This is a genomic window from Kibdelosporangium philippinense (assembly GCF_021390435.2).
Taxonomy (GTDB): Bacteria; Actinomycetota; Actinomycetes; order Mycobacteriales; family Pseudonocardiaceae; genus Kibdelosporangium; species Kibdelosporangium philippinense.
The window spans coordinates 1,351,915-1,376,429 of record NZ_JAJVCN010000003.1; the positions used below are offsets into that span (position 1 = coordinate 1,351,915).

Here is a 24,515-nt window from a genome sequence, read left to right on the forward strand (position 1 = left end):
GTGATCCCGGTCGCGAAGACGGCGCACCGGTTCACTGTGGACGCTTCATGATCAACCGCGTGGCGAGGACGGCGAGCGCCGTGGCGCCGAGCAACGCGGCGGCCTCCAATGCCGCTGGTGTAACGGTTTTCGGCACGAACGCGGCGGCAGCCGCCAAGCCGAAGACGATCAACTGCACGACACCGAAGCGAATCGCGGCCGGGCGCAACGCGACAACGTGAATCCGGGCAGTGCTGGGAATCACAGCGGCGAGCGCGCATCCGATGTGGACGAGATGGGTAACCGGAATCAGTGCGAGAACACCGATGTTCAAAGCATCATCGGTGATGAGGACCGCGGTAACGGCGGTGGCGACGATCAGGAACGCGGGCGCCGGAGTGCTGGGCGCCGCGGCGGACAAGAGGCCGAACAAAGCGATGATCCCCAACGGGAATCCGCCCGCGCCCTGACTGGCCAGCAAGATCAAAATCAGGACAACAGCGCACAAAACACCGGCGCGCAGCGTCCAAGCGGGCAGTCCGTTGGTGAGATTCATCGTCGTCCCCGCGCCAGCCTGCGCAGTGTGGCGGACGCCTCATCGCCCCACCGAAGCACTGGAATTCCGTGCTGCCGCAACGTTTCCAGCCGTACGGCGTGCTCGGCGCGCAATACCGTCAGCACGGCGTCACCCCACGGGTCGTCAGCGTCCGCGATGAGTGGATCCGGCAGTACATCCATTGCCAGCAAACGGGTTCCGCGCCGGACAACGGTCGCGGCGAGCTCCACCATGGCGTCGTCGAGGAACGGCGACAGCACCATCACCAGCGACCCGGCCGGTGCCTGTTGCGGACGTAACAGCGGCTTCGACGACCATCCCGCTGAGCGGGTACAGACCACCAGTTGATGCCGCAGCCTCAACAGCTGCCGCGGCCCACTGCCCGGCGCGAGGCTCAACTGTGGGCGCCCAAGATCCACGAGACCGACGCGATCGCCTTGCCGCAGATAGCTAGCGGCCAGCGAACACGCGGCCAGTACGGACGTGTCGAGCGAACCGCCCGGCCGTACGTTGTTGCCGGGCAACGCTGTCGCCCAGTCGGCTAGTTCGGCGCCCACATCCACGCGCGTATCGATGGCGAGCACGAGAGATGCGTCCGCGTCGGCGTGCCTCTCACGCACGTGCAGGACGCTCGGTGACATCACGCCGCCCGCCGACGCGGACGCACGCAACGACACGCGCCAGTCAACACGTCGTAGCCGGTCACCGGGCTGGAATACGCGGATGTCCCTCAGCTCGGTGCTGTCGCCTGGGCGCGGTGAGCGGTGCACGCCAACGAGGCTTGCTGGCCGCGGCGGCAGCGGACCGGCAGGCAGCAACGTGACCGGCGGCAGGATGGTTCTGCGCCCTTCGATGCCGACGATCGGACCGAACACTCGTAGCGCGTCAGGGCCCGCGAACAAGCGGTCCAGCCGTAAGTCGACGCCTTCACCCCACCCGCCGTGCCCCAGTGTCGTACGGACGTTCTTGACCGTCCCAGGCAGCAGATGGACGGGTCCGGCGCCACGAATCTTGCCGTGCGGCGCGCGCAACGCGACGAGTTCGACGCCCGGATCCGCGTCGATCTCAAAGACCGCCTCGGCGAATTGCCCCTGTTCCAACGCTCGCGGCAACTTGGGCTGACGGACGTCCGGCGCGCCTGGATACGAGCGCGCCATCGCCAAAATGGCGCTGATCAGCAGCGGAGCGCCGAACAGGACAAGCGCCACCTCGTGCAGCAGCACGCCCGCGACCACCAGACCGATACCGACGACCGCGGCGCGGTACATCGCGTCGGTGTTGCGCCAGCGGTTGGTGTCCCGCTGGTCGTGCATCCACTTCTGGACGCGTTTGCTCATCGCGTACTCGCTGGTCCGGGCACTTGGCCGAGCAGGTCGGTGACGACTTGGACTCCGGTCGCGCCCGTGCTCCAGGTTTCAGCGCGGAGCGTCAGCCGGTGCGCCAATGCCGCGATCGCGCATTCCTTGACGTCTTCAGGAAGCACGAAATCGCGGCCATCGAGAACAGCCAGGCACCGTGACACCAGCAGCAACGCCTGCGATCCACGCGGCGAAGCGCCGATTTCGACCGACGGATGCCTGCGGGTCGCGGCGGCGAGGTCCACGCAGTAGCGCAGCACGTCCGGATCGACGTCGACCTGCTCGACACTGGCCTGCAACTGCCGCAGACGCACCGCGTCGACGACTGGCGCGACCTCGGTTTCCTCCTGGCGACGGGCCAACCTGCGGCGAAGCACCTCGGCTTCTTCTTCGGCTGGCGGGTAGCCGACGTCCAGACGCAGCAGGAACCGGTCGAGCTGGGCCTCGGGCAGCGGGTACGTGCCCTCGTATTCGACGGGGTTGGCGGTGGCGAGGACGTGGAACGGGCGCTGCAGGACATGCGTGTGGCCTTCGACCGTGACTTGCCGTTCCTGCATCGCTTCCAGCAACGCGGACTGGGTTTTCGGTGGCGTGCGGTTGATCTCGTCGGCCAACAGCAGGCCGGTGAAGACAGGACCGGGACGGAAGCTGAACTCACGCTCGGTGGGGTCGTAGAGGTACGAGCCGGTCACATCGGCGGGCAGCAGATCAGGGGTGCACTGCAGCCGTTTGAAATCCAGACCAAGCGCTTGGGCAAGGCTGCGCGCGAGCAGCGTTTTCCCCAGTCCTGGCACGTCTTCGAGCAGAACATGGCCGCCCGCGAGCACAGCGGCCAACGCCAGCCGCGTGGTCCGTTCACGCCCGACGACAACCGTGCCGACAGCATCGAGAACGGAACGGCAGTCGGCCGCGACAACGTCCACATTGAGTCGGCTTTGGACGTCCGATGTGGTCACTTTCCCTCCAGACGGCTGAGCAGTTCGGCCAGCCGCTCAGGGGACGGCAACTGCGCGTCCCGCGTGGTGATCAATGTGTACAGTTCCTCACCAAGCACCTCGCGCGCTTTCTCATCGCTGAGGTTAATCCCCTTATGTCGCAAGGTATTTTCGGCAAGCCTGCGTAGCCGAGGTTGAACCCGTGTCCTAAAGCGACCCGGATCCCTTGCGCCCTCAGCAAGCCTGGTCGACAGCGAAGTCGCCTGATGCACAGTCAATGACTCCTCGGGCGGGGGCAGCGGCTGCCAGCTCGGTTCGGCGGTACCGAGAGTCATCAACGCCATGGCGGCGACCGCGGTGATGGGAAGAACGACGACGATCGCCCAGAACACCGGCATCGCCATCAACCAACCCGCGACAAGACCTGTGAAAACACCAATGAGAATCGCGAGAAGAATGGCTTTCCACGGCTTCATATCGTTTCCAGTGCTCGTCGAGCCAGAAGCGCATCATCCTCGGTGACACTGCCCGGTTTCCCGAATCGCGCGCGGTGATAGAGCGTCCGCAATGTCCGCAGCGCCTGCGCATCGACGTTCTGTCCGACTAGGACAGCGGAAGTGAATTCGGTCGGCGTCTGATGAGGTTTGCGCTCAATACCAGTCCGCGCGGCAGACTCCTCAAGCTCAACCCAGGCGGCAATGACCGCGTCCGATGGCGGTCCCCCGATTTTTCGATCCATTTCCGTCAACGCCCGCCGAGTGGCCTCGACCACCCACGACTCGCCCCCATCGGCAACCTTGCCCGCGATCACACCACGCATCCGCACACGTTTCCGCCGATAGAACCGGATGGTGGTCAACCCGAGAAGAAGCATCGCGAGCCCGAACAGGAACGCGGCGGCCATCAGAATCATGTACGCACCCGTGGTGTACGCCAACGCCTCGGAGGGCACCGCAGGGATGCCGGTCAGCTCGTCCGCCGATGTCGAACCGCCGCCGATTCGCAGGTCCGGCGTGCCCGTCGGAATGCCGGAACTCCCGCGCGCCGCAACCACCGCGATCAGGAGGAACGCCCCAACCGCGAGCAACACCGGCAACCGGACTTTCATCCACAGAGCATCCCAAATTCACCAGGCCATTGGAACGAATATCCGCCCTTCCCGGGTTGACAGGATCGAGTGCCGTGAAGGTCACCTTCGCGGCGTTAGACGCGCGAGGGCCTCCTTTCGCGCTTTGGATACCAATGCCAGGAACTTAAGGTTCGGGGTTCGATCGAGACTGTAGCCGGGCGCGGGCTGTTGACCTGCGATGATCGGTGGCTGGCGGGGGTGGGACTGGCCGCCCGGGCGAGGGGTGCGGGCATGATGTGACGTTCAGGGGTGTGAGGGCCGAGTTTGGTGCGTTGAGTGCAGTCAAGGTGGCCTTCACGGCGTTGCGTTCCGTGGTGGGCGGGGCTGGTGTGGCATATGTGACTGACGAGGCGATTTTTTGTCCTTAGTGGACCTTGAGGAGCTCGAAAGCGGCCCCCGTGTGGACTTGGTCAAGTCCCTGACATTGGCATCCAACGCCCCGAACCTTCCCCTCGCAACGGCCTACCGCCCGCACGGCGCCGCAGCACGCCAGCGCGACCGCGGCCATGGCAGCCTCCGCGCTGGGTCACCAGGCAAACCTGCAGGTCACCGACCTGAACACCGGTCCAGCAACGTCCGATCAGCAAGCCCGAAACTCCTGGCATTGGCGTTCAACGCCCCAAATGTTCCCCTCACGGCACACAAACTCCCCCGCCCGTCGTTCCACGTTTCCGACCGTTCCGTAACGCACGGAACATGCCTGTTCGCGGAACAGCGGGCGGCAACCTCGTTCGTCAAGGTGCAAGCTCCTTCGCCCTGAGGAGGATGGCTTCGAGCATCGCCGGGGTGAGTTTGCCGGTGAAGGTGTTCTGCTGGCTGACGTGGTAGCAGCCGAGCAGGGTGAGATCCGGGCCGTCGTCGGTGGCGGGCAGCGTGACCTCGACACCATGCCCGAACTTGGGCCGAGGCACCGGCACATGCCAATTGGCCAGTGCGGGCAAGAGCGCCTGCCAGCCGAACGCGCCAAGCACGACAACGCACCGCAAGCTCGGCCGGAGCAAGGCGAATTCACGGACAAGCCACGGGCGGCACGCATCGCGCTCGCCTGGGGTCGGCTTGTTCTCGGGCGGCGCGCAATGCACTGGGGCTGTGATCCGGACGCCGTAGAGCTCCAACCCGTCGCCTACGTGAGTCGAGGTTGGCTGGGACGCGAGGCCGACCGCGTGCAGGGCCGCGTAGAGGAAGTCGCCGGAGCGGTCTCCGGTGAACATGCGGCCGGTCCGGTTGGCACCGTGCGCGGCTGGTGCGAGGCCGACGATCCCGATTCGGGCGTCCGCCGGTCCGAAGCCGGGCACCGGTCGGCCCCAGTAGGTCTGGTCACGAAAAGCCGCGCGTTTCTCCGCTGCCACCTGCTCGCGCCAGCTGACCAAGCGGGGGCAGGAGCGGCACGACGTCACGGCTTTGTCCAGCTCGTCGAGAGTCTCCGGCACGTTTCAAGATTCTTCACCAATAAGGTGCGTGTATGGCAGACAACGAGGAGCAGCCCCAGCCGGCCGACGATCTTGTCACGACCAGTCACAACCTCGGTGACCTGGCGTATACCGCGACCGCCGGTCGGGTGGTCCTGCGCCACGAGATCCTGACCGACGGCAAGTCCAACGGGCACGTGGCCAAAGCCGAAGTCTTCATGATCAGCTACACCCTCGACGGCGCCGACGCCGCGAACCGGCCGGTGACGTTCTCGTTCAACGGAGGCCCAGGCTCATCGAGTGTCTGGCTGCACCTCGGCCTGTTCGGTCCGCGGCGGATCCTGGCCGGTGACGCGGGCAACCTCGCCAAGCCGCCGTACGAACTAGTTGACAACCTCGAAACCCTCCTCAGGCACAGCGACTTCGTCTTCATCGACCCGGTGTCAACCGGCTATTCACGGGCCACAAAAGGCGAAAAACCCGGCGACTTCCACGGTTTCACCCCGGACATAGAATCCGTAGGCGAAGTCATCCGGCTCTGGACATCCCGAAACCAGCGCTGGCTCTCACCCAAGTTCCTGGCCGGTGAGTCCTACGGAACCCTGCGCGCGGCCGGCCTCGCCGAGCACCTGCAGTCCCGGCACAGCCTGTACCTCAACGGAATCATGCTGATCTCGTCCATATTGGACTTCGGAACGGTCGACTTCAGCGAAGGAAACGACCTCCCATACGCCCTCTTCCTGCCAACCTACGCGGCCATCGCGCACTACCACGGCCTACACGAAAACCGAACGCTGGAAGAAGTGCTAGCCGAAGCCGAAGAATTCGCCAGCCGAGACTACCCATGGGCCCTGGCCCAAGGCGCCCGACTGCCAAACCGTCAGTCCATTGTAGACAAAATCGCAACATTGACCGGACTCTCACCAGACTTCGTAGACCGGGTAAACCTCCGAATAGAGCACATGCGGTTCTATACGGAAGTGCTCCGGCATCGTCGTCGAGTGACCGGCCGACTCGACGGCCGGTTCCTTGGCTGGGAAGACGACTACGGCCGCGAACGAATGACCGACGACCCGTCTCTTTCGGCCATCATCGGCGCATACTCAGCGGGACTGAACCACTACGTGCGCGCAGAGTTGGGGTACGCCAACGACTTGCCGTACGAGGTAATCAGCAACAACGTGCGCCCGTGGTCCTTTAAGGAGTTCGAGAACGCGACGGTCACGGTCGCCGACAAGCTGGCAGCGGCAATGCGCGCGAACCATAATCTTAAGGTGCACATAGGTTCTGGCTATCACGATGGCGCGACGCCTTACTACGCGGCCGAACACGTCGTAGCGCATCTGGCTATCCCGGATGAGTTGCGCGGGAACATTGAGACGAAGTACTACGAGGCTGGACACATGATGTACGTCCACGAACCGAGCAGGCTGCAACAATCCGAGGATCTCGCAACATTCATCCGCGAGTCGTCCTAATCCACAAACATACCCACCGTGCACAAGCCGGAGGCTCACCCACCTTGCGCGCAAGGTCGGGCGGCGGCTTACCTCGCCGTGGTAAAGGACAAAGGGCTCGCCCACTTCGCGTGAGCGGTTGGGCAGCACACCCACCGGCTGCGAGCCCGAGGTTCACCCATTTTGCGTGAGGGGCTGGGCGGCTTACCCACCTTCCTCGAGGGGTTGGGCGGCATACCCACCCTGGTCGAGGGTTGGGCGGCATACCGACCGTGGTCGGTACACCCACCTTGGTCGAGAGGTCGGGCGGTACACCCACCTTGGTTGAGGGTTGGGTGGTTTGCCCACCTTGGTTGAGGGGTTGGGCGGCTTAGCTCACGTTGGTTGAGGGGATGAAGGGTTGGGCCTGGAATGTGCGGCGTGCACCCGGTAGCACAATGACGTATCGCCGTGAGCGCAGCGAACAGGCGGGGAGTCAGTGACGGGTGCCCGCGCGTGTCTGCCGCTCCGGCATGGCGTGTTGAACGCGCGAGCGGCGCACGGCGGCGAGCAACCAGGCCGAAAGCGAGTCGAGCAGTTTGACTCGCCGTGCCGGTGGGGCGGACACGCGGAAGATCACCCCAACCAACCCGGCTGGACCTCGAAGCCAGCAACGGGCCGGGCCTGTCGGTATCGCCGGGCCGTAAAGAGTCGGGGCTTCCACCCGCGAGGTATCTCGCATTGCACCGCCCTGGCGCGTGTCCACCGTTCCGTCACGGTGTGTCAAACTGCTCGACTCGCTTCCAGCGCGGTTGCTTCTCCCCGTGCGCCGCTCGCGTGTTCAACACACCATGACGGAGCCGGTGGACACGCGAGGTCGCGTGCACACGCGAACGGCCGCAAACCCGGGGAGGGGTTTGCGGCCGTTGGACAAAGAGAACCTACTTCAGGAACTTCGCCCCATCGACGATCGCCTGGTAGGCGTCGATCTGGCCGTGGCCGAAGAATCCGTTGAACTCAAGGCCACCCAGGCAGGTAGCGGTCCAGTCGGCCTCACGGCCTTCCTTGAGGTAGTCGACGGTCCTCGGGGTCGGGCACGGAGTCGCCGTCGCCGTACCTTCGAGCACGCGCTCGACCTTGTCTGGGTCGAGGGACACGTCGCCATTCTTGAACTTGCCGTAGGTGCTGATGATCAGCGCTGCGACACCGGTCGCGTGCGGAGCTGCCATCGAGGTGCCCTGCAGCGCACGGTAGTACACGCCCGGCTTGTCCTTGATCACGCCGTTGTCAATGCCCTTTTGCGTGACGTTTCCGGCCGCGTCCACGAATCCCTCGGCCACGGCGACGTTCGCCGGGTAGGTCGACAGGATGTTGTTGTCGAAGCTGTTGTACCAAGGCGTACCGAAGTAGTCCCGCCGGAAGCCACCCGGCGCCGAGACCGAGATCTGCTCGGTTCCGTAGGTCGAGAAGTCGGACTTCTTGCCCGACGGGCCGTAGGCCGCGACGTTGATCACCTTCGGGTGCTCGGAAGGCATCGACTGGCAGGTCGCGTTGTCGATGGTCCGCTCGTGCGCCGTGTTGGCGGGGAAGTCCGGGCTGCCCTTGTCCGGGTTCGGGTTGCCCGAGTCGGTGTGCTCGTTGCCGTAGGCCGAGATCAGCGTGACGCCCTTGCGGTGCGCGTAGTTCAGCGCCCGGCTCACGGCCGCCTTGATCATGCGCTGCTGCGCCTGCTGCTCCGGCGTGTCGGCCGGGTTGTTGTCGCAGTTGTACAGCCAGGGGTCGACGTAGAACGACATGTTCACCACGTCGATTCCGTTGTCGGCCGCGTAGGTCAGCGCGTTCACGGTCGGCTGCAGGAAGAAGAAGCCGGAGTCCTGGCCCGCCCGCAGGTTCACAATGGACACACCGGGCGCCACACCGGACAGACCGGAGCCGTTCGCCGCCGCCGCAACGGTTCCGGCGACGTGCGTGCCGTGGCCGCCGTTGTCCACGTCGTTCGGGTCGGTGCAGCCGCGGTACTCACAAGGACCGTCGACTTCCTGGCCGAGCTCGTCGAACGGGATGTCCTTGGTGAAGTTGCGCGACAGCTTGCGGTCGAAGTTCGGCGCGATGTCCGGGTGGGACGCGTCCACACCCGTGTCGATGATGCCGACCTTGACCCGCTTGTCGCCGATCGTCTTGTCCCGCGCCAGGTCCGCGTGGATCGACGTCAGACCCCACAGCTGCGAGTCCAGCGGGTCGAGGCCGACCGGAGTCTTGGCCTGGTTCTGGGTCTTGTTGCCGTTGCCACGGTCCTGCTCGATCGCGTTGTCCTTGGCCTTCTTCTTCTTGGCCGATGGCAGCTGGCCGATCGACTGCACCTTGGCAGCCGTCAGAACCGTACCGTCACGCGAAAGTCGCTCGGTGAAGCCGTTCTCCGGCGCCCTCGCAGTCAACAGGCCGACTGCGTCGTTGCGCTCGGTGACCACACCGCCCGCGGCCTTCACGGCCTGCTCGGTCTGCGCGAGGGAGGCGCCATCCCTCGCCAGAACGTTGAAGTCGACCGGCGTGCCGGACAGCTGCGGCAACGCTGACACGGTCGGCGCAGCGACCAGTGTCACCAGCAGCGGCAGCGCCGAAAGGCCGATGATTGTCTTTCTCATAGGTAATCCGCTCCGCTCACCACTGCCTGCAAGGCGTCGACCTGGCCGGTGCCATGGAATCCGTTGAACTCGAGACCGCCCAAGCAGGTCGCGGTGTATGACGCATCGCGGCCTTCCTTGAGGTAGTCGACGGTCCGCGGGGTCGGGCACGGGGTCTTGGTCGCGGTGCCCTGCAGCACACGCTCGACCCGGTCCGGGTTCAGCAGGACTCCGCCACGAGCGTCGTAGTTGCCGAACTTGCTCACGATCAGCGCGGCGACACCGGCGGCGTGCGGCGACGCCATCGAGGTGCCCTGCAGCCACTGGTAGAACGCCAGCGTGCCGTCCGGCTTGACCTGTCGCTGAATCTTCGCGGTCACGCCTGCGGGGGTCAGGTTGCCCGCTGCGTCGATGTGTCCGTTGACCAGCGCCACGTTGCGTGGGTAGGTCGACAGGATGGTGTTCTCGCGCGTGTTGAACCACGGTGTGCCGAAGTAGTCACGTGCGTAACCACCCGGTGCCGACACCGAGATCTGCTCGGTGCCCCAGTTCGAGTAGTCCGCCTTCAGGCCCGAGGGACCGTAGGACGCGACACCGATGCTGTGCGGGCCCTCGATCGGCAGCGACAGGCAGGTGGCGTTGTCGATCGTGCGCGGGTGCGTGGTGTTCGCCGGGTAGTTCGGGCTGCTGGCGTCCGGCAGCGGGTTGCCGAGGTCGGTGTGCTGGTTGCCCAGCGACACGACCTGGGTCACGCCCTTACGGTACGCGTAGTCCATCGCACGGCTGATCGCCATCTTGATGGTCCGCTGCTCGGCCTGCTGCTCCGGGCTGTCGGCCGCGTTGTTGTCGCAGTTGTACAGCCACGGGTCGACGAAGAACGACATGTTGACCACGTCGAGCCCGGCGTCACCGGCGTAGGTCATCGCGTTGACGACCGGCTGCAGGAAGAACGAGCCTGAGTCCTGCGCGCCTCGAATGTTCACAATGGACACACCGGGCGCCACGCCGGACAGGCCGAAGCCGTCGGCAGCGGCGGCGATGGTGCCTGCCACGTGCGTGCCGTGGCCGTTGTCGTCCCAGTCGGACGGGTCGGTGCAGCCACGGAACTCACACGGACCGTCGACGACCTGCCCCAGCTCGTCGAACGGGATGTCCTTGGCGAAGTTACGCGACAGCGCACGGTCGAAGTTCGGCGCGATGTCCGGGTGCTTGCCGTCGACGCCGGTGTCCAGGATGCCGACCTTGACCCGCCGGTCGCCGATGGTGTGGTCACGCACCAGATCGGCGCGGATCGATGTAAGGCCCCAGAGCTTGTCGTCCAACGGGTCCATGCCGACGGACTGCACGGCGGACCGCGACTGCGTGTTGGCACGGTTCTGCTTGGCCTCGGCGGCCTTCTGCAAAGCCGGGCTCAACGAAGAAGCCGATGCAGCGGCTTCCTTCTCCACCACGTCCGGCTTCGGTGCGGACTTGGTCTTCGGTGCCTGGCCGACGGCGCGGCTCTTGCCCGCGGCCGTCACACCGCGTGCCTTGCTGACACGCTCGGTGAAACCGTGCTCCGGCGCGGCAACCGTGATCAGGCCGACTGCGGCGTTGCGGTCGACGACCTTGCCCCCAGCAGCGCGCGCGGCCGCTTCGATCGTCTCGATGCTTGTGCCAGGAGCGGCGAGCACGTTGTATTCGACGCTCTTTCCTTGCAGCCTCGGCAACGCCGACGCGGTCGGCGCCGTGACGGCGGTCAGTGTGGCCAACAGCGGTAAGGCCGCTATCGCCAACACGGTTTTGCGTCTCACGAATTCTCCCTTTCTGCCCCTACTACGACTTGCGCCTCAGCGAAATGACAGGCGCTCGGGTGCCCCGCCACCCGTGTGATGAGTTCTGGTTCCTCCTGCGCGCAGATATCCTGCGCCTTCCAGCATCGCGTGCGGAACCGACATCCGGAGGGTGGATCGACCGGACTTGGTACATCTCCGGTCAATCGGATGACTTCCCGCCGTCCGCGCAGTTGCGGATCAGGCACCGGCACCGCGGAAAGCAACGCCTGGGTATACGGATGGGACGGCTGGCCGTAAATTTCGTCCTCTGTCCCGATTTCGACAACCTTCCCCAGGTACATCACAGCCACCCGGTCGGAAAGGTGCCGCACCACGGACAAATCGTGCGCGATGAACACATAGGACAAACCGAAATCGCGCTGCAGGTCACCGAGCAGGTTCATCACCTGAGCCTGGATGGAGACGTCGAGCGCGGAAACCGGCTCGTCGCAGATGATCACCTTCGGCCGCAGTGCCAGTGCGCGGGCGATGCCGATGCGCTGCCGCTGGCCGCCGGAGAACTGGTGCGGATAGCGGTTGATGTGCTCGGGATTCAGCCCGACGACGTCGAGCAGTTCACGGACCTTGCCTTCCCGTGATCCCTTCGGCGCGACGTCCGGGTGGATCTCGAACGGCTCACCGATGATGTCGCCGACGGTCATCCTCGGGTTCAAAGATGTGTACGGATCCTGTAGCACAATTTGAATATCCCGGCGCATCCTGCGCAGATCATTGCCGCGCAGCTTGAAGATGTCGCGGCCCTCGAACATCGCCGTGCCACTCGTCGGCGGCTCGAGTCGCATCAGCACCTGGGCGAGTGTGGACTTCCCACAGCCCGATTCGCCGACAATGCCGAGGGTTTCGCCCTTTTCCAGGTTGAACGAGACCCCATCGACCGCTTTGACGTGCCCGATCGTGCGTTTGAACAGCACGCCGACCCGGACGGGGAAGTGCTTGACCACATCACGGACTTCGAGAATGGCCTCGCTCATGAGTCACCCCTGGTCACGCCTCGTGAGTGGTTAGCAGGGTTAGAACTGCCATAACCACTCACGAGGACTTCTTCTGCGAAATGGCAGGCTGAGTACCGGTCTCCGTCCAGCGCACTGAATTCCGGGATCTCCTGCTTGCACCTGTCCACGGCCCGTGGGCAGCGTGGGTTGAACGGACAGCCGGACGGGATGTTGGCGAGGCTCGGCGGCAAACCCTTGATGGCCTTGAGCTCCTGGCCCTTCAGGTCGAGGCGGGGCAGCGACTGCAGCAACGCCTCGGTGTACGGATGCGCCGGGTTGCGGAACAGCGAGAACACGTCCGCCTGCTCGACGATCCGGCCCGCGTACATCACCGCGATCCGGTCGGCGACCTCGGCGACCACGCCGAGGTCGTGTGTGATCAGGATCAGGCCCATGTCCCGCTCACGCTGGATCTCCCGCAGCAGGTCCATGATCTGGGCCTGCACGGTGACGTCAAGCGCGGTGGTCGGCTCGTCCGCGATCAGCAGTTCCGGGTCGAGCGCGAGCGACATCGCGATCATCGCGCGCTGCCGCATCCCGCCGGAGAACTCGTGCGGGTAGTTGCGCACGCGCCCCTTGGCATTGGGGATCTTGACGAGGTCGAGCAGCTCGATGGCACGCTTGCGGGCGTCGGCCTTGCTCATCCCACGCCGGACCCGCAGCTGCTCCTCGATCTGGAACCCGACGGTGAACACCGGGTTCAGCGCGGACAACGCGTCCTGGAAGATCATCGCGATGCCTTCGCCGCGGACCTCCATCCGCCTTGCCGGCTTGGCTTTGAGCAGCTCCTCGCCATGGAACCGGACCTCGCCGCCGAGCACGACGGCAGGCGGGATGTCCAGGATGCCCATGATCGTCTGCGCGGTCACGCTCTTGCCAGAGCCCGATTCGCCGAGCACCGCGAGCGTCTCGCCAGCGTTGACGTGATACGAGACTCCATTGAGGACACTCGCGACCCCGTCACCTGTGCGGAACTCCACCCGCAGGTCCTTGACCTCGAGCAGCGGCCCGGTTTCCGTCCCTGTTTCCTCCGGCGCCACGAACTCGCCCTTTTCTCCGTCGTACACTGTGGACATTCGATTCACCGTGACTTCGGGTCGAGGGCGTCGCGCACCGCGTCGCCGAGCATGACGAACGCCAGCACGGTGATGGTCACCAGACCGGCGGGAAACAGCAACTCGTGCGGCGAGGTCTGCACGTAGTCCTTGGCGTCGTTGATCATCACGCCCCACGACACCACCGGCGGCCGGACCCCGATACCCAGGTAGGCCAGCGTGGCCTCGACACCGATGAACGCGCCGAGCGCGATGGTGGCGTAGACCAGCACCGGCGCCACGGTGTTCGGGAACATGTGCCGGAAGATGATTCGTGGTGTGCTCGCACCGAGAGCCCGTGCGGCCTTCACGTAGTCAAGCTGCTTGGCCACGATCGTCGCCGAGCGCATGATGCGCATGGACACCGGCCACGACAGCACCGCGATCGACAGGACCACCTGCACCACGATCGTCGTCTCGCTCGGGCTGGTGCCCGGCGGGTTCAGCGTGGTCAGGATGACGATGGCGCCGAGCACGAACGGCAGTCCGGCGAAGATGTCGCCGAACCGCGAGATGAACGTGTCGGTCAGGCGGCCGTAGAACCCGGCGATGATGCCCATCAGCGAGCCGATGAGCACGGTGAGGATCGTCGCGAGCAGACCGACGAGCAGCGACGCCCGTGCGCCGTGCATGGCACGCGCCCAGATGTCGTAACCCTGGAACGAGTAGCCGAACCAGGCGTCCGCGGACGGCGGCTGGCTCTGCAGGTCCAGGTTGTTGAAGTCAGCCGGGCGCGAGGTGAAGATGCTGGGGAACAACGCCATCAGCACGATCACGACGATGATCACGCCCGAGATGTAGAACATCGGCTTGCGGCGCAGCTGCGCCCACGCGTCGCCCCACAGGCTGCGGGGTTTGCGTTGCTTCTGGGCGGAGTCGTCGACATTGGCCAGGTCGGCGGCCTCGTGGCTCGCCATGTCCTGCAGCGCCGGGCCGCCGCCGACGGAGCCAGGGTCACTCATATCGGATCCTCGGGTCGAGAACGGCGTACAGCAGGTCGACGATCAGGCTCATGATCAAGTACACCAGGACGAGCAGCACCACGATCGTGGTGACCATGAAGCCTTCCTTTTCCGCGATACTGCGGAAGATCAGCCCACCGATGCCGTTGATGTTGAAGACGCCCTCGGTCACGATCGCCCCGCCCATCAGCGAACCGAGGTCGGTGCCGAGGAACGTGATGACCGGGATAGCCGAGTTGCGCAGCAGGTGGATACCGACGACACGGCGCGCGGGCTGGCCCTTCGCGATCGCCGTGCGCACGTAGTCGGCCCGTCTGTTCTCGGCGATGCTCGTGCGGGTCAGCCTGGTGATGTAGGCCATCGAGATACTGCCGATCACGAACCCTGGCACGATCAGCTCGCCGAACGTGGCATCCGCTGACACCGTCGGATCGATGATCCCCCACTCGTTGCCGAGCACGATCTGCAGGATCGAGCCGGTGACGAACACCGGGATGGAGATCAGGAACAGCGTCGAGATCAGCACCAGGTTGTCCAAAAAGGACTTGTTGCCCTTCAGCCCGGTCAGCACGCCCGCGGTGACGCCGATCAGGATCTGGATGACCAGCGCGATCAACGCGAGGCGGACGGTGATCGGGTACGCGTTGCCGATCAGCTCGCCGATCGAGTTGCCGTTGAAGGTGGAACCGAAGTCCCCGGAAAACACTTTGCCGAGATACCCGAAGTACTGAATGATCAATGGCTGATCGAGGCCGTACTTCGCGGTCATCGCCTCGACGAACTCCGGCGGACACTGCCGGTCACCACACTTGCCTGCGAACGGATCGCCAGGCACCGCCCAGACAAGGGCGTAGATCAGAAAAGTCGTCCCAAGAAAGACCGGGACGAACTGCAGTAGGCGTCGCAGCACATAGCGACCCATGCGTCCACTCCTAGAACGTGGTGGGAGCTAAACCGCCGTCGGGCCCTGTCCGAGAATCCGGACAGGGCCCGAGCGGCCGTGAATGCTACTTGACGACGACGGACGAGTATTCGAGCTGGCGCCGGAAGTTCAGCTGGGCGGCGGTCAGCTTCTTCGACCGGGCGCCGATGCCCTTCTCGACCCAGGTCGGGATCTTCGGCAGGTCAGCCACCGCGAGCTTGGCGGCCTGCTGGTACAGCTTGATCGACTCGGCCTTGTCGGCGGTGGTGCTTGCCTGGTCGAGCAGGCGGTCCACCGCGGGGTTGGAGTAGCGCGCGTCGTTGGACGAGCCACCGGTCTTGACGATCGGGACAAGGAAGTTCTCGATCGACGGGTAGTCAGCCGACCAGTCCGAGCGGCCGAGGCCGGTCAGCTTGCTGCCGTTGACGACCTGGCGGAACTGGCCGAAGTTGGTCGCGGGCAGGAACTCGCACTCGACGCCCAGCGCGTTCTTGATGCTGTTGCACGCGGCCTCGAGCGGCTCTTTACGGCCACCGTCGGCGTTGGACATGATCGTGACCTTGCCCTGGAAACCGGTGGTGTCCCACAGCGCCTTGGCCTTGGCCGGGTCGTAGACGCAGGCCTCGCCACAGGCGCCCTTCTCGTAGCCCTCGATGCCTTCCGGCACCAGGCCGTCAGCGGGCACGTAGGTGTTGTTCAGGACGGTCTTGGTGATCTGCTCACGGTTGATCGCCATCGAGATGGCCTTGCGCACGTTCGGGTTCTTGTACTGCGCGACGTACTCCGGCACGGCCAAGCCGCTGATCGACAGCAGGTTCGCCTTCAGCACCTGGTCGCCGAGGTCCTTCTCGAACTTGCTGCCAGCCTTGGCCGACGGCGGCAGCGCCTCCATGAAGTCGAGGTTGTCCGACAGCAGGTCCTTGTACGCCGACTCCTGGCTGGAGTAGATCCGGATCGTCAGGTCCTTGAAGTTGACCTTCTTGGTGCCGCTGTACTCGTCGAACCTGGTCATCTTGATGTCCACGTTCGGCGTGCGCGAGACGAACTTCAGCGGGCCGTTGCCGATCGGGGCCTTGGCGAAGCCCTCGGGGTCAGCGAAGAACTTGTCCGGCAGCGGCGCGAACGGGTGGTAGCCGATCTTCGACGGGAACACCGAGAACGGGCCGTTCAGAGTGACCTCGAAGGTCGTGTCGTCGATGACCTTCAGGCCCGACATCTTGTCGACGGTGGGGTCCGGCGCCTTCTGCGGGCCGTCAGCACCGTCCGGGTCCTTGGGGTGGACGTCGTTGTAGCCCTGGATGTCGGCGAAGAAAGACGCGGCGAGCTGTGCGTTCTTGCCGTTGGCGCCCCAGTTCCACGCGTCGACGAAGTTCTTGGCCTTGACGTCGGTGCCGTCGTGGAACTTGAAGCCCGGCTTGAGCTTGATCGTCCAGACCTTCGAGTCGGTCGTGGTGATCGACTCGGCCACCTCGTTGTAGGTGGCGCCGTCCTCCGGCTTGAACCCGACGAGTTTCGAGTACAGGCCCTCCAGCATCTTGGCGCTACCGGCATCGGTGGCGTTCGCAGGCAGCATGTTCGTCTCCGGCTCGGTGCCGTAGATCGAGATCGCGCCGTTCGCGTTGCCACTGCCGGGGGCGGGGCTTTGGTTGTTGTTGCCGCCGCCTCCGCACGCGGACAGAACCAGGGCAAGTGCCAACGGCGTCGCCGTCAACACCACCAGCCGTGGTTTACGCATGTGTCTTCCTCCAGTACCGAACCAGCTGCTGAGATCCCGCAGTGTGAGAGGACGTTAACTTGGCCGCTGAGTAGCTTTCACCTCAGAACCAGTCACAGAAGAGTGACGATGTTGGGTTTATCCCCCAAATGGCTTAGTTCGAAAGTTGCGGACGCGGTTACACCTGCGAAAGGGCTATACCGTCCAGAATGTCATGCTCACTCACCGTGAGGTCGTCGATTTCGGTCAACCGCTCGGCAAGGACTTGGAAAATCAAGGAGCCGCCACCGATCACGTCAACCCGGCCGGGGTGAATCACCGGATTCGCGGCTCGCTCTTGGTGATTGAGAGTAAGCAACTGCTCACTGGTCTCGATCAGTTTCGGCTTCGCGATCCGGGACAGGTGAATGGCATCGGAGTCGTATTCCGGCAGTCCGAGCGAGATCGCCGCCATCGTGGTCGCGGTGCCCGCGACACCGATCCACGTCCGCGCCTGGTCGACCGGCACGACATCGAACGCGGCCCGCAGCACCTGCCTGGCCAGCTCCCGTGCCTCCTCGATCTCGCCTGCCGTCGGCGGATCGCTGCGCAGGCAACGCTCAGTGATCCGGACGCAGCCGATATCCGTCGACCTCGCGGCCTGTGGCGTCGCCTTCACGCCGTCCCAGGTGCCCAGCACGAGCTCGGTCGAGCCGCCGCCGACGTCAACGACAAGGAACGGTCCCTCGTCGGGGTCCATGTCGCCGACCGCGCCGGTGAACGCCAGCGCGGCCTCTTCGTCACCCGAGATCACCTCCGCGGGCGCGCCGAGCAAGGACTCCGTCATGCCGAAGAAGTCGTCCCGGTTGCTCGCGTCACGCGTCGCCGAGGTCGCCACCATCCGCACGCTCTCCGCGCCCTTGCGGCGCAGGATCGCGGTGTAGTCGGCGAGCGCGACCCTGGTGCGCTCCAACGCTTCCGGGTTGAGCATGCCGGTCGCGTCCACACCCTGGCCGAGCCGGACCACGCGCTGCTCACGATGGACGTCACGCAACCAGGACGTGCCGTCGTCCCGTTTGGTCACATCCGCGACGAGCAGACGGATCGAGTTTGTCCCGCAGTCAATGGCAGCAACCCTTGGCATGCCGCCAACTTACTCGGGCTTACAGGGATCCTCTTCCTCAGCGGCGGCACCGGCTGGGCTGGTCCCGCTCGACGGCGCCTCGGACGCTGAACCCGACGGCGTGTTGGACCCCGACGGGGTACCGCTCGGTGTCGGAGTCGAGCTCGGGTCGCACGAAGGAGTATTCGGCGGATTGGTCGGTGTCGACGGATTGCTGGTGGTCGGCGGGTTCGACGGTGGATTGGACGGCGGGTTCGACGGTGGATTGGACGGCGGGTTCGACGGCAGCGGCGGCTTCGGCGTGATCGTCGTGTCCACCGGCGGGTTCGTCGTCGAAGGTGGCGGCGTGGTCGGCGACGGGGTCGTCGCGACCGGCGTCTGCACGGGCCCTCCTGCCTGCGCATTCGGGTTGGTGACGCCTGTGCCGCCCGTGCCCCCTTCGATCGGGGTCACGCCGGACTCGTACGAGGTGGCCCACAACAGCACAGTCGACACATAGCTGTCAGAGTGGTTGTAGCGGAACACCGCGATCGCTCGGTTTTGGGCGTTGCTCATGTCGAGCCCGCCGGAGCACAGGTACTTGCCCGCGGACAGCGCGGCGTCGAACATGTTGTGCGGGTTAGGCACGCGGTCGCCGTTGCCGTCGGACGCGTAGGCCTTCCAGGTGCTAGGGATGAACTGGAACGGGCCGACCGCGCGGTCCCACTGCTGGTCACCGTCGAGCTGGCCGCCGTCGGTGTCCCGGATCGCGGCGAACGCGCCACCGTTGAGCACCGGGCCGAGGATCCGGTCGATGGTGTTGCCCTTGGCGTCGAACTGGCCGCGGCCGTGGTTCGACTCGATCCGGCCGATGCTCGCCAGCAAGGACCAGTGCATCTTGCAATTCGGAGTCGACACGGCCAGCAACTCGGCGGCCTTCTTGTAGGCCTCGAGCGCCTTGCCGGGAATCATCAGCGGGCCGGACGGCGTGGTGAACGGGTCGCCAGCGGACGCCAGCGCGTTCGGATCGCCCGCGATCCGCAACAGCTCGCTGGACAGGCCGTCGACCTCGGGCAGCTGGCCGGTCGCGCCGAGATCTTCCAGGTCGATACCGAAGAACCCACGGCCGAGGCCGTTCGCCTCCGGTGTGATCGAGTTGTCTTCGAGGCCCCAACCTGCGACGGTATCGCCCGCCAACGCGGCGGGCACCAGCAACAGCGCCGCTGTCACCGCCGCGAGTCCGCGCTTCTGACGCAGGTAGCGCAACACCTTCCGTCGGGCAGCCCTATTTGCAGGCGCTGGCACGAACGACACGGACCCGGCCTCCCCGGCTCGTTTGCTTCCTGTGGTGCCTCCGGTTCCCTAGCGTGCCTCATCCGCAGGAAACTTTCACGGGCTGTTTTGAATTGTCCTCGCTTCGCTCGGACGGGCTTTGTCGCCAACGCCGGTCATTTCCACCCCGCCCCACGCAGCCGACACCGCTCAGTGCCTGCTCAGCGCCGTGGCGGGGGGCGGCGTCGGGCGCGTTGCGTGGCGTAAATGACCGGCGCGACAAAGCCTCCGCTGTCAATGCTGACAGCTTGTACCTTTCATCGCTGTTAGTTCATCACCTGTTGTCGGACGCGCAGTCGCCTGAGGGCCACTGCTCGGAGATCAACCGCAGCGTTTCGTCACCGAACGGGTTCACGCCAGGTCCGCTGGCCAGAGCGTGTGCCAAGTGGACATGCAGACATTTCACGCGGCCGGGCATCCCGCCAGCGCTGACCTGCGTGCCAAGTGACTCAATCTCGTCACGTTGCGCGAGATATGACTGGTGTGCTTTCTCGTACGCCGCCGCCAGTTCGGCGTCCTCGGCCAGCCGCTCGGTCATCTCCTTCATCACGCCCTCGGCTTCGAGCGTGCTGCATAGCGATGTCAGCCGTGGGCACGTCAAGTAATAGAGCGTGGGGAACGGCGTGCCGTCTTCCAACCGCGGGTTGGTCTGCACCACGGCGACGTGACCGCTGGGGCACCGGGCAGCGACGGCCCGCAACGCGCGTGGGGGCCTGCCGAGCTGGGCCGCGACGACCGCGCGATCCGCCTCGGTGACTGGTTCGAGCTGCACTATCTGCTTTCCTTGATCGAGTCCCAGAGCGACTGGAACCACGGCTGCTGCGGCCCGGACGGCGTCGCAGGCTGCTGACCAGGCTGAACACCGGCGTCACCGGGCAGCTGGACCATGTACGGGGTCTCGCCGGGCATCACGTACCGCAGCCGTCTGCGGGCCTCTGCCTGGATCTGCGCCGGGTCCGACAGCTGCGCCTTGCGCTCTTCCAACTGCTGGACCTGGGCGGCGAGCTCGGCCTGGCGGCGTTCCTGGGTGCCGACTTCGTCCCGCTGGGACAAATACGTCCGCAAGGGCACGGCGACCGACAATGCCAACGCGGCCACCACGGTCGCCAGCACGGCGGCCCGCCTTGTGGTCGCCTGGCTCATCAGCCGTGCGGCGAAGCGGGAACGCTGCTTGGGCCTTGGCTTGGGAGCTGGCCGTCTGCGCTGCGGCTGCTCTGGTGTCTCGGCCTTGTCGGTTTTCTCGGTCTTGTCGGTGGTTTCCGAGCGACGTCCCGGCCGGGCTCGCCGGCCGGGACGCTCAGCACCGTCAGGTTTGTCCGGTGTTCCGGACTTGTCCGACTTGGTTGACCTGGCGAACCCGCGCGCGAACCGGCCACGCCGCGAAGCAGAACGCTCCGGGCGCGGTGGAACGTCGGCGGGTTCGTCAGCCATCAGCTCTCCGGGTTGAACCGCGGGAACGCGAGGTCCCCTGCGTAGCGGGCGGCGTCACCGAGGGTCTCCTCGATCCGCAGCAGCTGGTTGTACTTGGCGACACGCTCACTGCGGGCGGGCGCGCCGGTCTTGATCTGGCCGACGCCGGTGGCCACGGCCAAGTCGGCGATCGTGGTGTCCTCGGTTTCGCCGGACCGGTGACTCATCATGCTCTTGTAGCCGTAGGAAGTCGCGAGTGACACGGCGTCGAGCGTCTCGGAAAGCGTGCCGATCTGGTTGACCTTCACCAGCAGCGCGTTGGCGGCGCGCCGGGAGATGCCCTCCTCGAGCCGCTCAGGGTTGGTGACGAACAGGTCGTCGCCGACCAGCTGGACACGCTCACCCAGCTCGGCGGTCATCCGCACCCAGCCGTCCCAATCGTCCTCGGACAGCGGGTCCTCGATGGAGACCATCGGATAGTTGTCGACGAGCTCCTTGTAGTACGCGGCCATCTGCTCGGCGCTGCGCTTCTCACCCTCGAAGGTGTACGAACCGTCGTTGAAGAACTCGGTCGCGGCGACGTCGAGCGCGAGCGCGATCTCGCGGCCGGGCCGGTAGCCCGCCTTCTCGATGGCGGCGAGGATCAGGTCGAGAGCCTCGCGGTTGTTCGGCAGGTTCGGGGCGAAACCACCCTCGTCACCAAGGCCGGTGGCCAGGCCGCGGCTCTTGAGCACGGACTTGAGCGAGTGGTACACCTCCGCGCCCCACCGCAGCGCCTCGCGGAACGAGTCGGCACCGATCGGCGCGATCATGAACTCCTGGATGTCCACATCGGTGTCGGCGTGCGAGCCACCGTTGAGGATGTTCAGCATCGGCACCGGAAGAACGTGCGCGTTCGGGCCGCCGATGTAGCGGAACAGCTCGAGCCCGCTCGATTCGGCCGCGGCCTTGGCGACCGCGAGGCTCACGCCGAGGATGGCGTTGGCACCAAGCCGCGACTTGTCCGGCGTGCCATCGAGGTCGACCAGCTTCTGGTCGACGACACGCTGCTCGACAGCCTCGATACCGGTCAGCTCCGGCCCGATCTCGTCGAGCACGGCGGTGACCGCCTTCTCGACGCCTTTGCCCAGGTAGCGGTTGCTGTCGCCGTCCCGGAGCTCAACGGCCTCGTGCTCACCGGTCGACGCACCCGACGGCACCGCCGCACGGGCAAGGGTGCCGTCGTCAAGCGCGACCTCGACCTCGACCGTGGGGTTACCCCGCGAGTCGAGGATCTCGCGTGCGCCGACCTGCTCGATTACCGCCACTGGTTCCCTCCCAGCTCAAACCTCTAGTCCCCGCACAGCCTAGTGGTCACGACTGGAGGCTCGTCAGGGATCTCGACGGCCCAGCTTCCCGCTGGCCGCACGGACGGGAAGGCACTAGTACAACCCGGTACGAGCACCTTCCCGCCGCACGCCCAGCGAAAACCTGGATCCGCCGAATGTCCCCAACGAGCCTCCGGTCGCAACCACATGTCGTCTCGCCGATTGGCGATGATTGGCCTCAAGCCGGGAGAGATCCGTAAAGTTGAGTGGATGAGCGACATGGTTGCGGCATTCCGTCAGGCCGAACTGCTGGTTTCCATGCGCAGACCACTGGACGCGCTCGCCGCGCTGGCGCCGGTCCTGGAGGCCGAAGCCGACAAACCGAGCGTGCAGCTGCTCGCCGGCCGCGCCTACCTCGGGTCGGCTCAGCTCCGGCGTGCCGAGGAAGCGTTCCGCAAAGTCATCGAACTCGACCCGAACGATCACTACGCGCACTTCGCGCTCGGCCGCGCGCTGCAACGGCAAAGCCGCTACACCGAGGCGCGCCTGCAGTTGAAGCTCGCCACGGCGATGAACCCGGTACCCGAGTATCAAGAGGCGCTCAGCGAGGTCAACGCGCGCATCGCCCTGAACGAGGACGTGGACTAGTCACGGGGACTGCACAGCCCTCGCGTACGCGTCCTGGCCGCTGAACACAGACCTGGTGTACTCGACCGACTCGTTGTACGTCATCACGGCCCGCCACCACCCTTGCGCGCTGGTCAGGTTGTTGTTCCCGACCGCGCACAGATACCTCGCGGCCGTCGCTGTCGCGTCGTCGACCTGCTGCGGGTCCGCAGGCTGCCCGTCGTCGCTAACCCTTACGGCATAACGCTTCCACGTGGTCGGAATGAACTGCATCGGGCCGACCGCGCGATCCCATGTGGTGTCCCGATCCAGTGAACCCTGATCAGTGTCCTTGAGCGCACGGAATCCCGGGGAGCCGTCCAGCGGAACACCGATGATCGGCTTGGAGAGCGTGCCGTCCGGATTGATGGTGGTGTTGTTGATCCGGCCGTGAAACGACTCCTTGCGGCCGATGCCCGCGAGCATCGTCCACGAAATACCGCAGCGGGGGTTGGTGTCTCGCTGCCTTTGCTCGGCTTTGGCGTACGCGAGCAGCATCCGTTCCGGGATCTGCATCTTGCGGCTCATCTCGGGCACCCTGGCCATATCGATCGGCGGAGCCTGAAACGGCAGCGTCGTCCGAGCCTCCGGGGACAGATCGGGAACGGGAAAAGCGGTCGGCCTCGGCTCGTCGTCCTGCCGAAACACCAGGTAGGCAGCGACAAGCACACCGATAAGCAAGCCGGCGAACAAGATTTTGGGCAAGCCACGGCCTTTGGGCCTGCGTCGCTTGGGCGAAGGCGGAGCGATCGGCAGGGAGGAAGTCATCGACTTCCACCATACGCACATCGCGTGTGCACTTCGTGAGAACGCCGGGGGTGACGTTTGAGATTTCCGAAGGTTGCGGTGACCGTCCTCGCAATTTCGCCGAAGCGATAGCGTGGATTCATGAACGATCTCACCCCGGCGGGCACACTGCGCGTCTCGATCAACCTAGGCAATCCAGTCCTGGCACAGGGAACACCGCAAGCTCCGACCGGGGTGACGGTGGACATAGCCATCGAACTAGGGCGGCGGCTCGGCGTTCCGGTGTCGTTCCAGTGCTTCGACGCGGCAAAGAAATCATACGAAGCAATGGTTTCCGGCGAAGCAGACATTTGTTTCCTCGCGATAGAGCCCGCCAGGGAGGAGTCCGTCGCATTCACGGCACCCTATGTCCTGATTGAGGGAGTTTTCGCAGTGCCGGTGGATTCGGCATTGCGGACGGTGGGTGATGTGGACAGGTCAGGGGTCCGGATTGGAGTGAAAGAAGGTTCGGCTTACGACTTGTACCTGACCCGGACACTGCAAGCGGCTTCGGTGGTGCGCGGGGTCGAAGGGACAACTGTGTTCGTGGACCAGGGTTTGGAGGCTGCCGCGGGGATTCGGCAGCCGTTGGCTTCGTTCGTCGCCGACCATCCGGGGTACCGGTTGGTCGAGGGCGCGTTCATGCAGATCCAGCAGGCCGTCGGGACTCCGCGGTCACGGTCGGCCGAGTCGGTGGCTTTCTTGCGCGCGGTGGTGGAAGAGTTGAAGGGCAACGGCTTCATCGCCGAGTCCCTGCGCCGCTCGAACCAGCCAACCGCCCAGGTCGCCCCACCGGCCTGAACCCAGCCTTGTGCCTGGTCAGCCTGACGCGACCCCAAACTGTCAGACCCCTGCTGTAACGTAAAAATCAGGGGTCCCCCTGGCGAATTGCCGTTGCGGTCAGGGCTGCCTGCCGCCAGGACATCGCGCGCGGACCAAACTGTCGTACTCCACTGCTAGTGTTAAATCAGGGGGTCCCCCAGGGAATTGT

Annotated in this window: 22 protein-coding genes; 3 read left to right on the plus strand and 19 right to left on the minus strand. The window is 65.2% G+C overall.

Annotation, left to right across the window (positions count from 1 at the left end; translation table 11 throughout):
* Positions 1–31: 31 nt before the first annotated feature.
* The 6 genes from LWC34_RS38390 to LWC34_RS38415 all read right to left on the minus strand — a co-directional run bounded on the left by LWC34_RS38390 (position 32) and on the right by LWC34_RS38415 (position 5,387).
* The gene (locus LWC34_RS38390; RefSeq protein WP_233730124.1) at positions 32–535 is read right to left on the minus strand and encodes a hypothetical protein; all 504 of its coding nucleotides are present in this window, start codon (positions 533–535) and stop codon (positions 32–34) included.
* Positions 532–1,872 (minus strand): DUF58 domain-containing protein, encoded by a 1,341-nt coding sequence (locus tag LWC34_RS38395; RefSeq protein WP_233730125.1) that lies wholly within the window; start codon positions 1,870–1,872, stop codon positions 532–534. Before LWC34_RS38395 ends, LWC34_RS38390 begins: the two co-directional genes overlap by 4 nt.
* Complete coding sequence (locus LWC34_RS38400; RefSeq protein ID WP_233730126.1) at positions 1,869–2,849, minus strand: AAA family ATPase; 981 nt, start codon at positions 2,847–2,849, stop codon at positions 1,869–1,871. The genes LWC34_RS38395 and LWC34_RS38400 overlap by 4 nt, the downstream gene beginning before the upstream one ends.
* Positions 2,846–3,304, minus strand: coding sequence for a DUF7269 family protein (locus LWC34_RS38405; protein ID WP_233730127.1), 459 nt, complete (start codon positions 3,302–3,304; stop codon positions 2,846–2,848). Before LWC34_RS38405 ends, LWC34_RS38400 begins: the two co-directional genes overlap by 4 nt.
* Positions 3,301–3,936, minus strand: a complete 636-nt coding sequence (locus LWC34_RS38410) for a DUF4129 domain-containing protein (protein WP_233730128.1) — start codon at positions 3,934–3,936, stop codon at positions 3,301–3,303. Before LWC34_RS38410 ends, LWC34_RS38405 begins: the two co-directional genes overlap by 4 nt.
* 755 nt (positions 3,937–4,691) lie before the next feature.
* Positions 4,692–5,387: a uracil-DNA glycosylase gene (locus tag LWC34_RS38415; RefSeq protein WP_233730129.1), complete on the minus strand. Its 696-nt coding sequence runs from the start codon at positions 5,385–5,387 to the stop codon at positions 4,692–4,694.
* Between the two features lie 32 nt (positions 5,388–5,419).
* Between LWC34_RS38415 and LWC34_RS38420 the strand changes: the two genes are divergently transcribed.
* Complete coding sequence (locus LWC34_RS38420; protein ID WP_233730130.1) at positions 5,420–6,844, plus strand: S10 family peptidase; 1,425 nt, start codon at positions 5,420–5,422, stop codon at positions 6,842–6,844.
* Between the two features lie 899 nt (positions 6,845–7,743).
* On the opposite strand, the gene LWC34_RS38425 is transcribed toward LWC34_RS38420, so the two are convergent.
* The 12 genes from LWC34_RS38425 to eno form a co-directional block, all read right to left on the minus strand.
* Positions 7,744–9,444, minus strand: coding sequence for a S8 family peptidase (locus tag LWC34_RS38425; RefSeq protein WP_233730131.1), 1,701 nt, complete (start codon positions 9,442–9,444; stop codon positions 7,744–7,746).
* A complete protein-coding gene (locus LWC34_RS38430) occupies positions 9,441–11,216 on the minus strand; it encodes a S8 family serine peptidase (protein ID WP_233730132.1) in 1,776 nt (591 codons plus the stop codon). The genes LWC34_RS38425 and LWC34_RS38430 overlap by 4 nt, the downstream gene beginning before the upstream one ends.
* Positions 11,213–12,229, minus strand: a complete 1,017-nt coding sequence (locus tag LWC34_RS38435) for an ABC transporter ATP-binding protein (protein WP_233730133.1) — start codon at positions 12,227–12,229, stop codon at positions 11,213–11,215. Before LWC34_RS38435 ends, LWC34_RS38430 begins: the two co-directional genes overlap by 4 nt.
* A complete protein-coding gene (locus tag LWC34_RS38440; protein WP_233730134.1) occupies positions 12,226–13,326 on the minus strand; it encodes an ABC transporter ATP-binding protein in 1,101 nt (366 codons plus the stop codon). The genes LWC34_RS38435 and LWC34_RS38440 overlap by 4 nt, the downstream gene beginning before the upstream one ends.
* Before the next feature lie 5 nt (positions 13,327–13,331).
* A complete protein-coding gene (locus LWC34_RS38445; RefSeq protein ID WP_233730135.1) occupies positions 13,332–14,306 on the minus strand; it encodes an ABC transporter permease in 975 nt (324 codons plus the stop codon).
* The gene (locus tag LWC34_RS38450; RefSeq protein ID WP_233730136.1) at positions 14,299–15,228 is read right to left on the minus strand and encodes an ABC transporter permease; all 930 of its coding nucleotides are present in this window, start codon (positions 15,226–15,228) and stop codon (positions 14,299–14,301) included. Before LWC34_RS38450 ends, LWC34_RS38445 begins: the two co-directional genes overlap by 8 nt.
* An 85-nt stretch (positions 15,229–15,313) precedes the next feature.
* A complete protein-coding gene (locus LWC34_RS38455) occupies positions 15,314–16,963 on the minus strand; it encodes a peptide ABC transporter substrate-binding protein (protein WP_233730137.1) in 1,650 nt (549 codons plus the stop codon).
* Between the two features lie 157 nt (positions 16,964–17,120).
* A complete protein-coding gene (locus tag LWC34_RS38460; RefSeq protein WP_233730138.1) occupies positions 17,121–18,065 on the minus strand; it encodes a Ppx/GppA phosphatase family protein in 945 nt (314 codons plus the stop codon).
* A 9-nt stretch (positions 18,066–18,074) separates the two neighbouring features.
* Positions 18,075–19,289 carry a lytic transglycosylase domain-containing protein gene (locus LWC34_RS38465; protein ID WP_233730139.1) on the minus strand — a complete coding sequence of 405 codons (1,215 nt, stop codon included), beginning with the start codon at positions 19,287–19,289 and terminating at the stop codon, positions 18,075–18,077.
* Positions 19,290–19,629: 340 nt separating this feature from the next.
* Positions 19,630–20,127: a DUF501 domain-containing protein gene (locus LWC34_RS38470; protein WP_233730140.1), complete on the minus strand. Its 498-nt coding sequence runs from the start codon at positions 20,125–20,127 to the stop codon at positions 19,630–19,632.
* Positions 20,127–20,786 (minus strand): FtsB family cell division protein, encoded by a 660-nt coding sequence (locus LWC34_RS38475; protein ID WP_233730141.1) that lies wholly within the window; start codon positions 20,784–20,786, stop codon positions 20,127–20,129. The genes LWC34_RS38470 and LWC34_RS38475 overlap by 1 nt, the downstream gene beginning before the upstream one ends.
* A complete protein-coding gene (gene eno, locus LWC34_RS38480; RefSeq protein ID WP_233730142.1) occupies positions 20,786–22,072 on the minus strand; it encodes a phosphopyruvate hydratase in 1,287 nt (428 codons plus the stop codon). Before eno ends, LWC34_RS38475 begins: the two co-directional genes overlap by 1 nt.
* A gap of 270 nt (positions 22,073–22,342) precedes the next feature.
* Between eno and LWC34_RS38485 the strand changes: the two genes are divergently transcribed.
* A complete protein-coding gene (locus LWC34_RS38485) occupies positions 22,343–22,720 on the plus strand; it encodes a tetratricopeptide repeat protein (protein WP_233730143.1) in 378 nt (125 codons plus the stop codon).
* Here the strand turns inward: LWC34_RS38485 and LWC34_RS38490 are convergent, their stop codons facing one another.
* Positions 22,721–23,506, minus strand: a complete 786-nt coding sequence (locus tag LWC34_RS38490; RefSeq protein ID WP_233730144.1) for a lytic transglycosylase domain-containing protein — start codon at positions 23,504–23,506, stop codon at positions 22,721–22,723.
* A gap of 120 nt (positions 23,507–23,626) precedes the next feature.
* On the opposite strand from LWC34_RS38490, the gene LWC34_RS38495 reads away from it, so the two are divergent.
* Positions 23,627–24,325 (plus strand): transporter substrate-binding domain-containing protein, encoded by a 699-nt coding sequence (locus LWC34_RS38495; RefSeq protein ID WP_233730145.1) that lies wholly within the window; start codon positions 23,627–23,629, stop codon positions 24,323–24,325.
* The last annotated feature ends 190 nt before the right edge of the window (positions 24,326–24,515 follow it).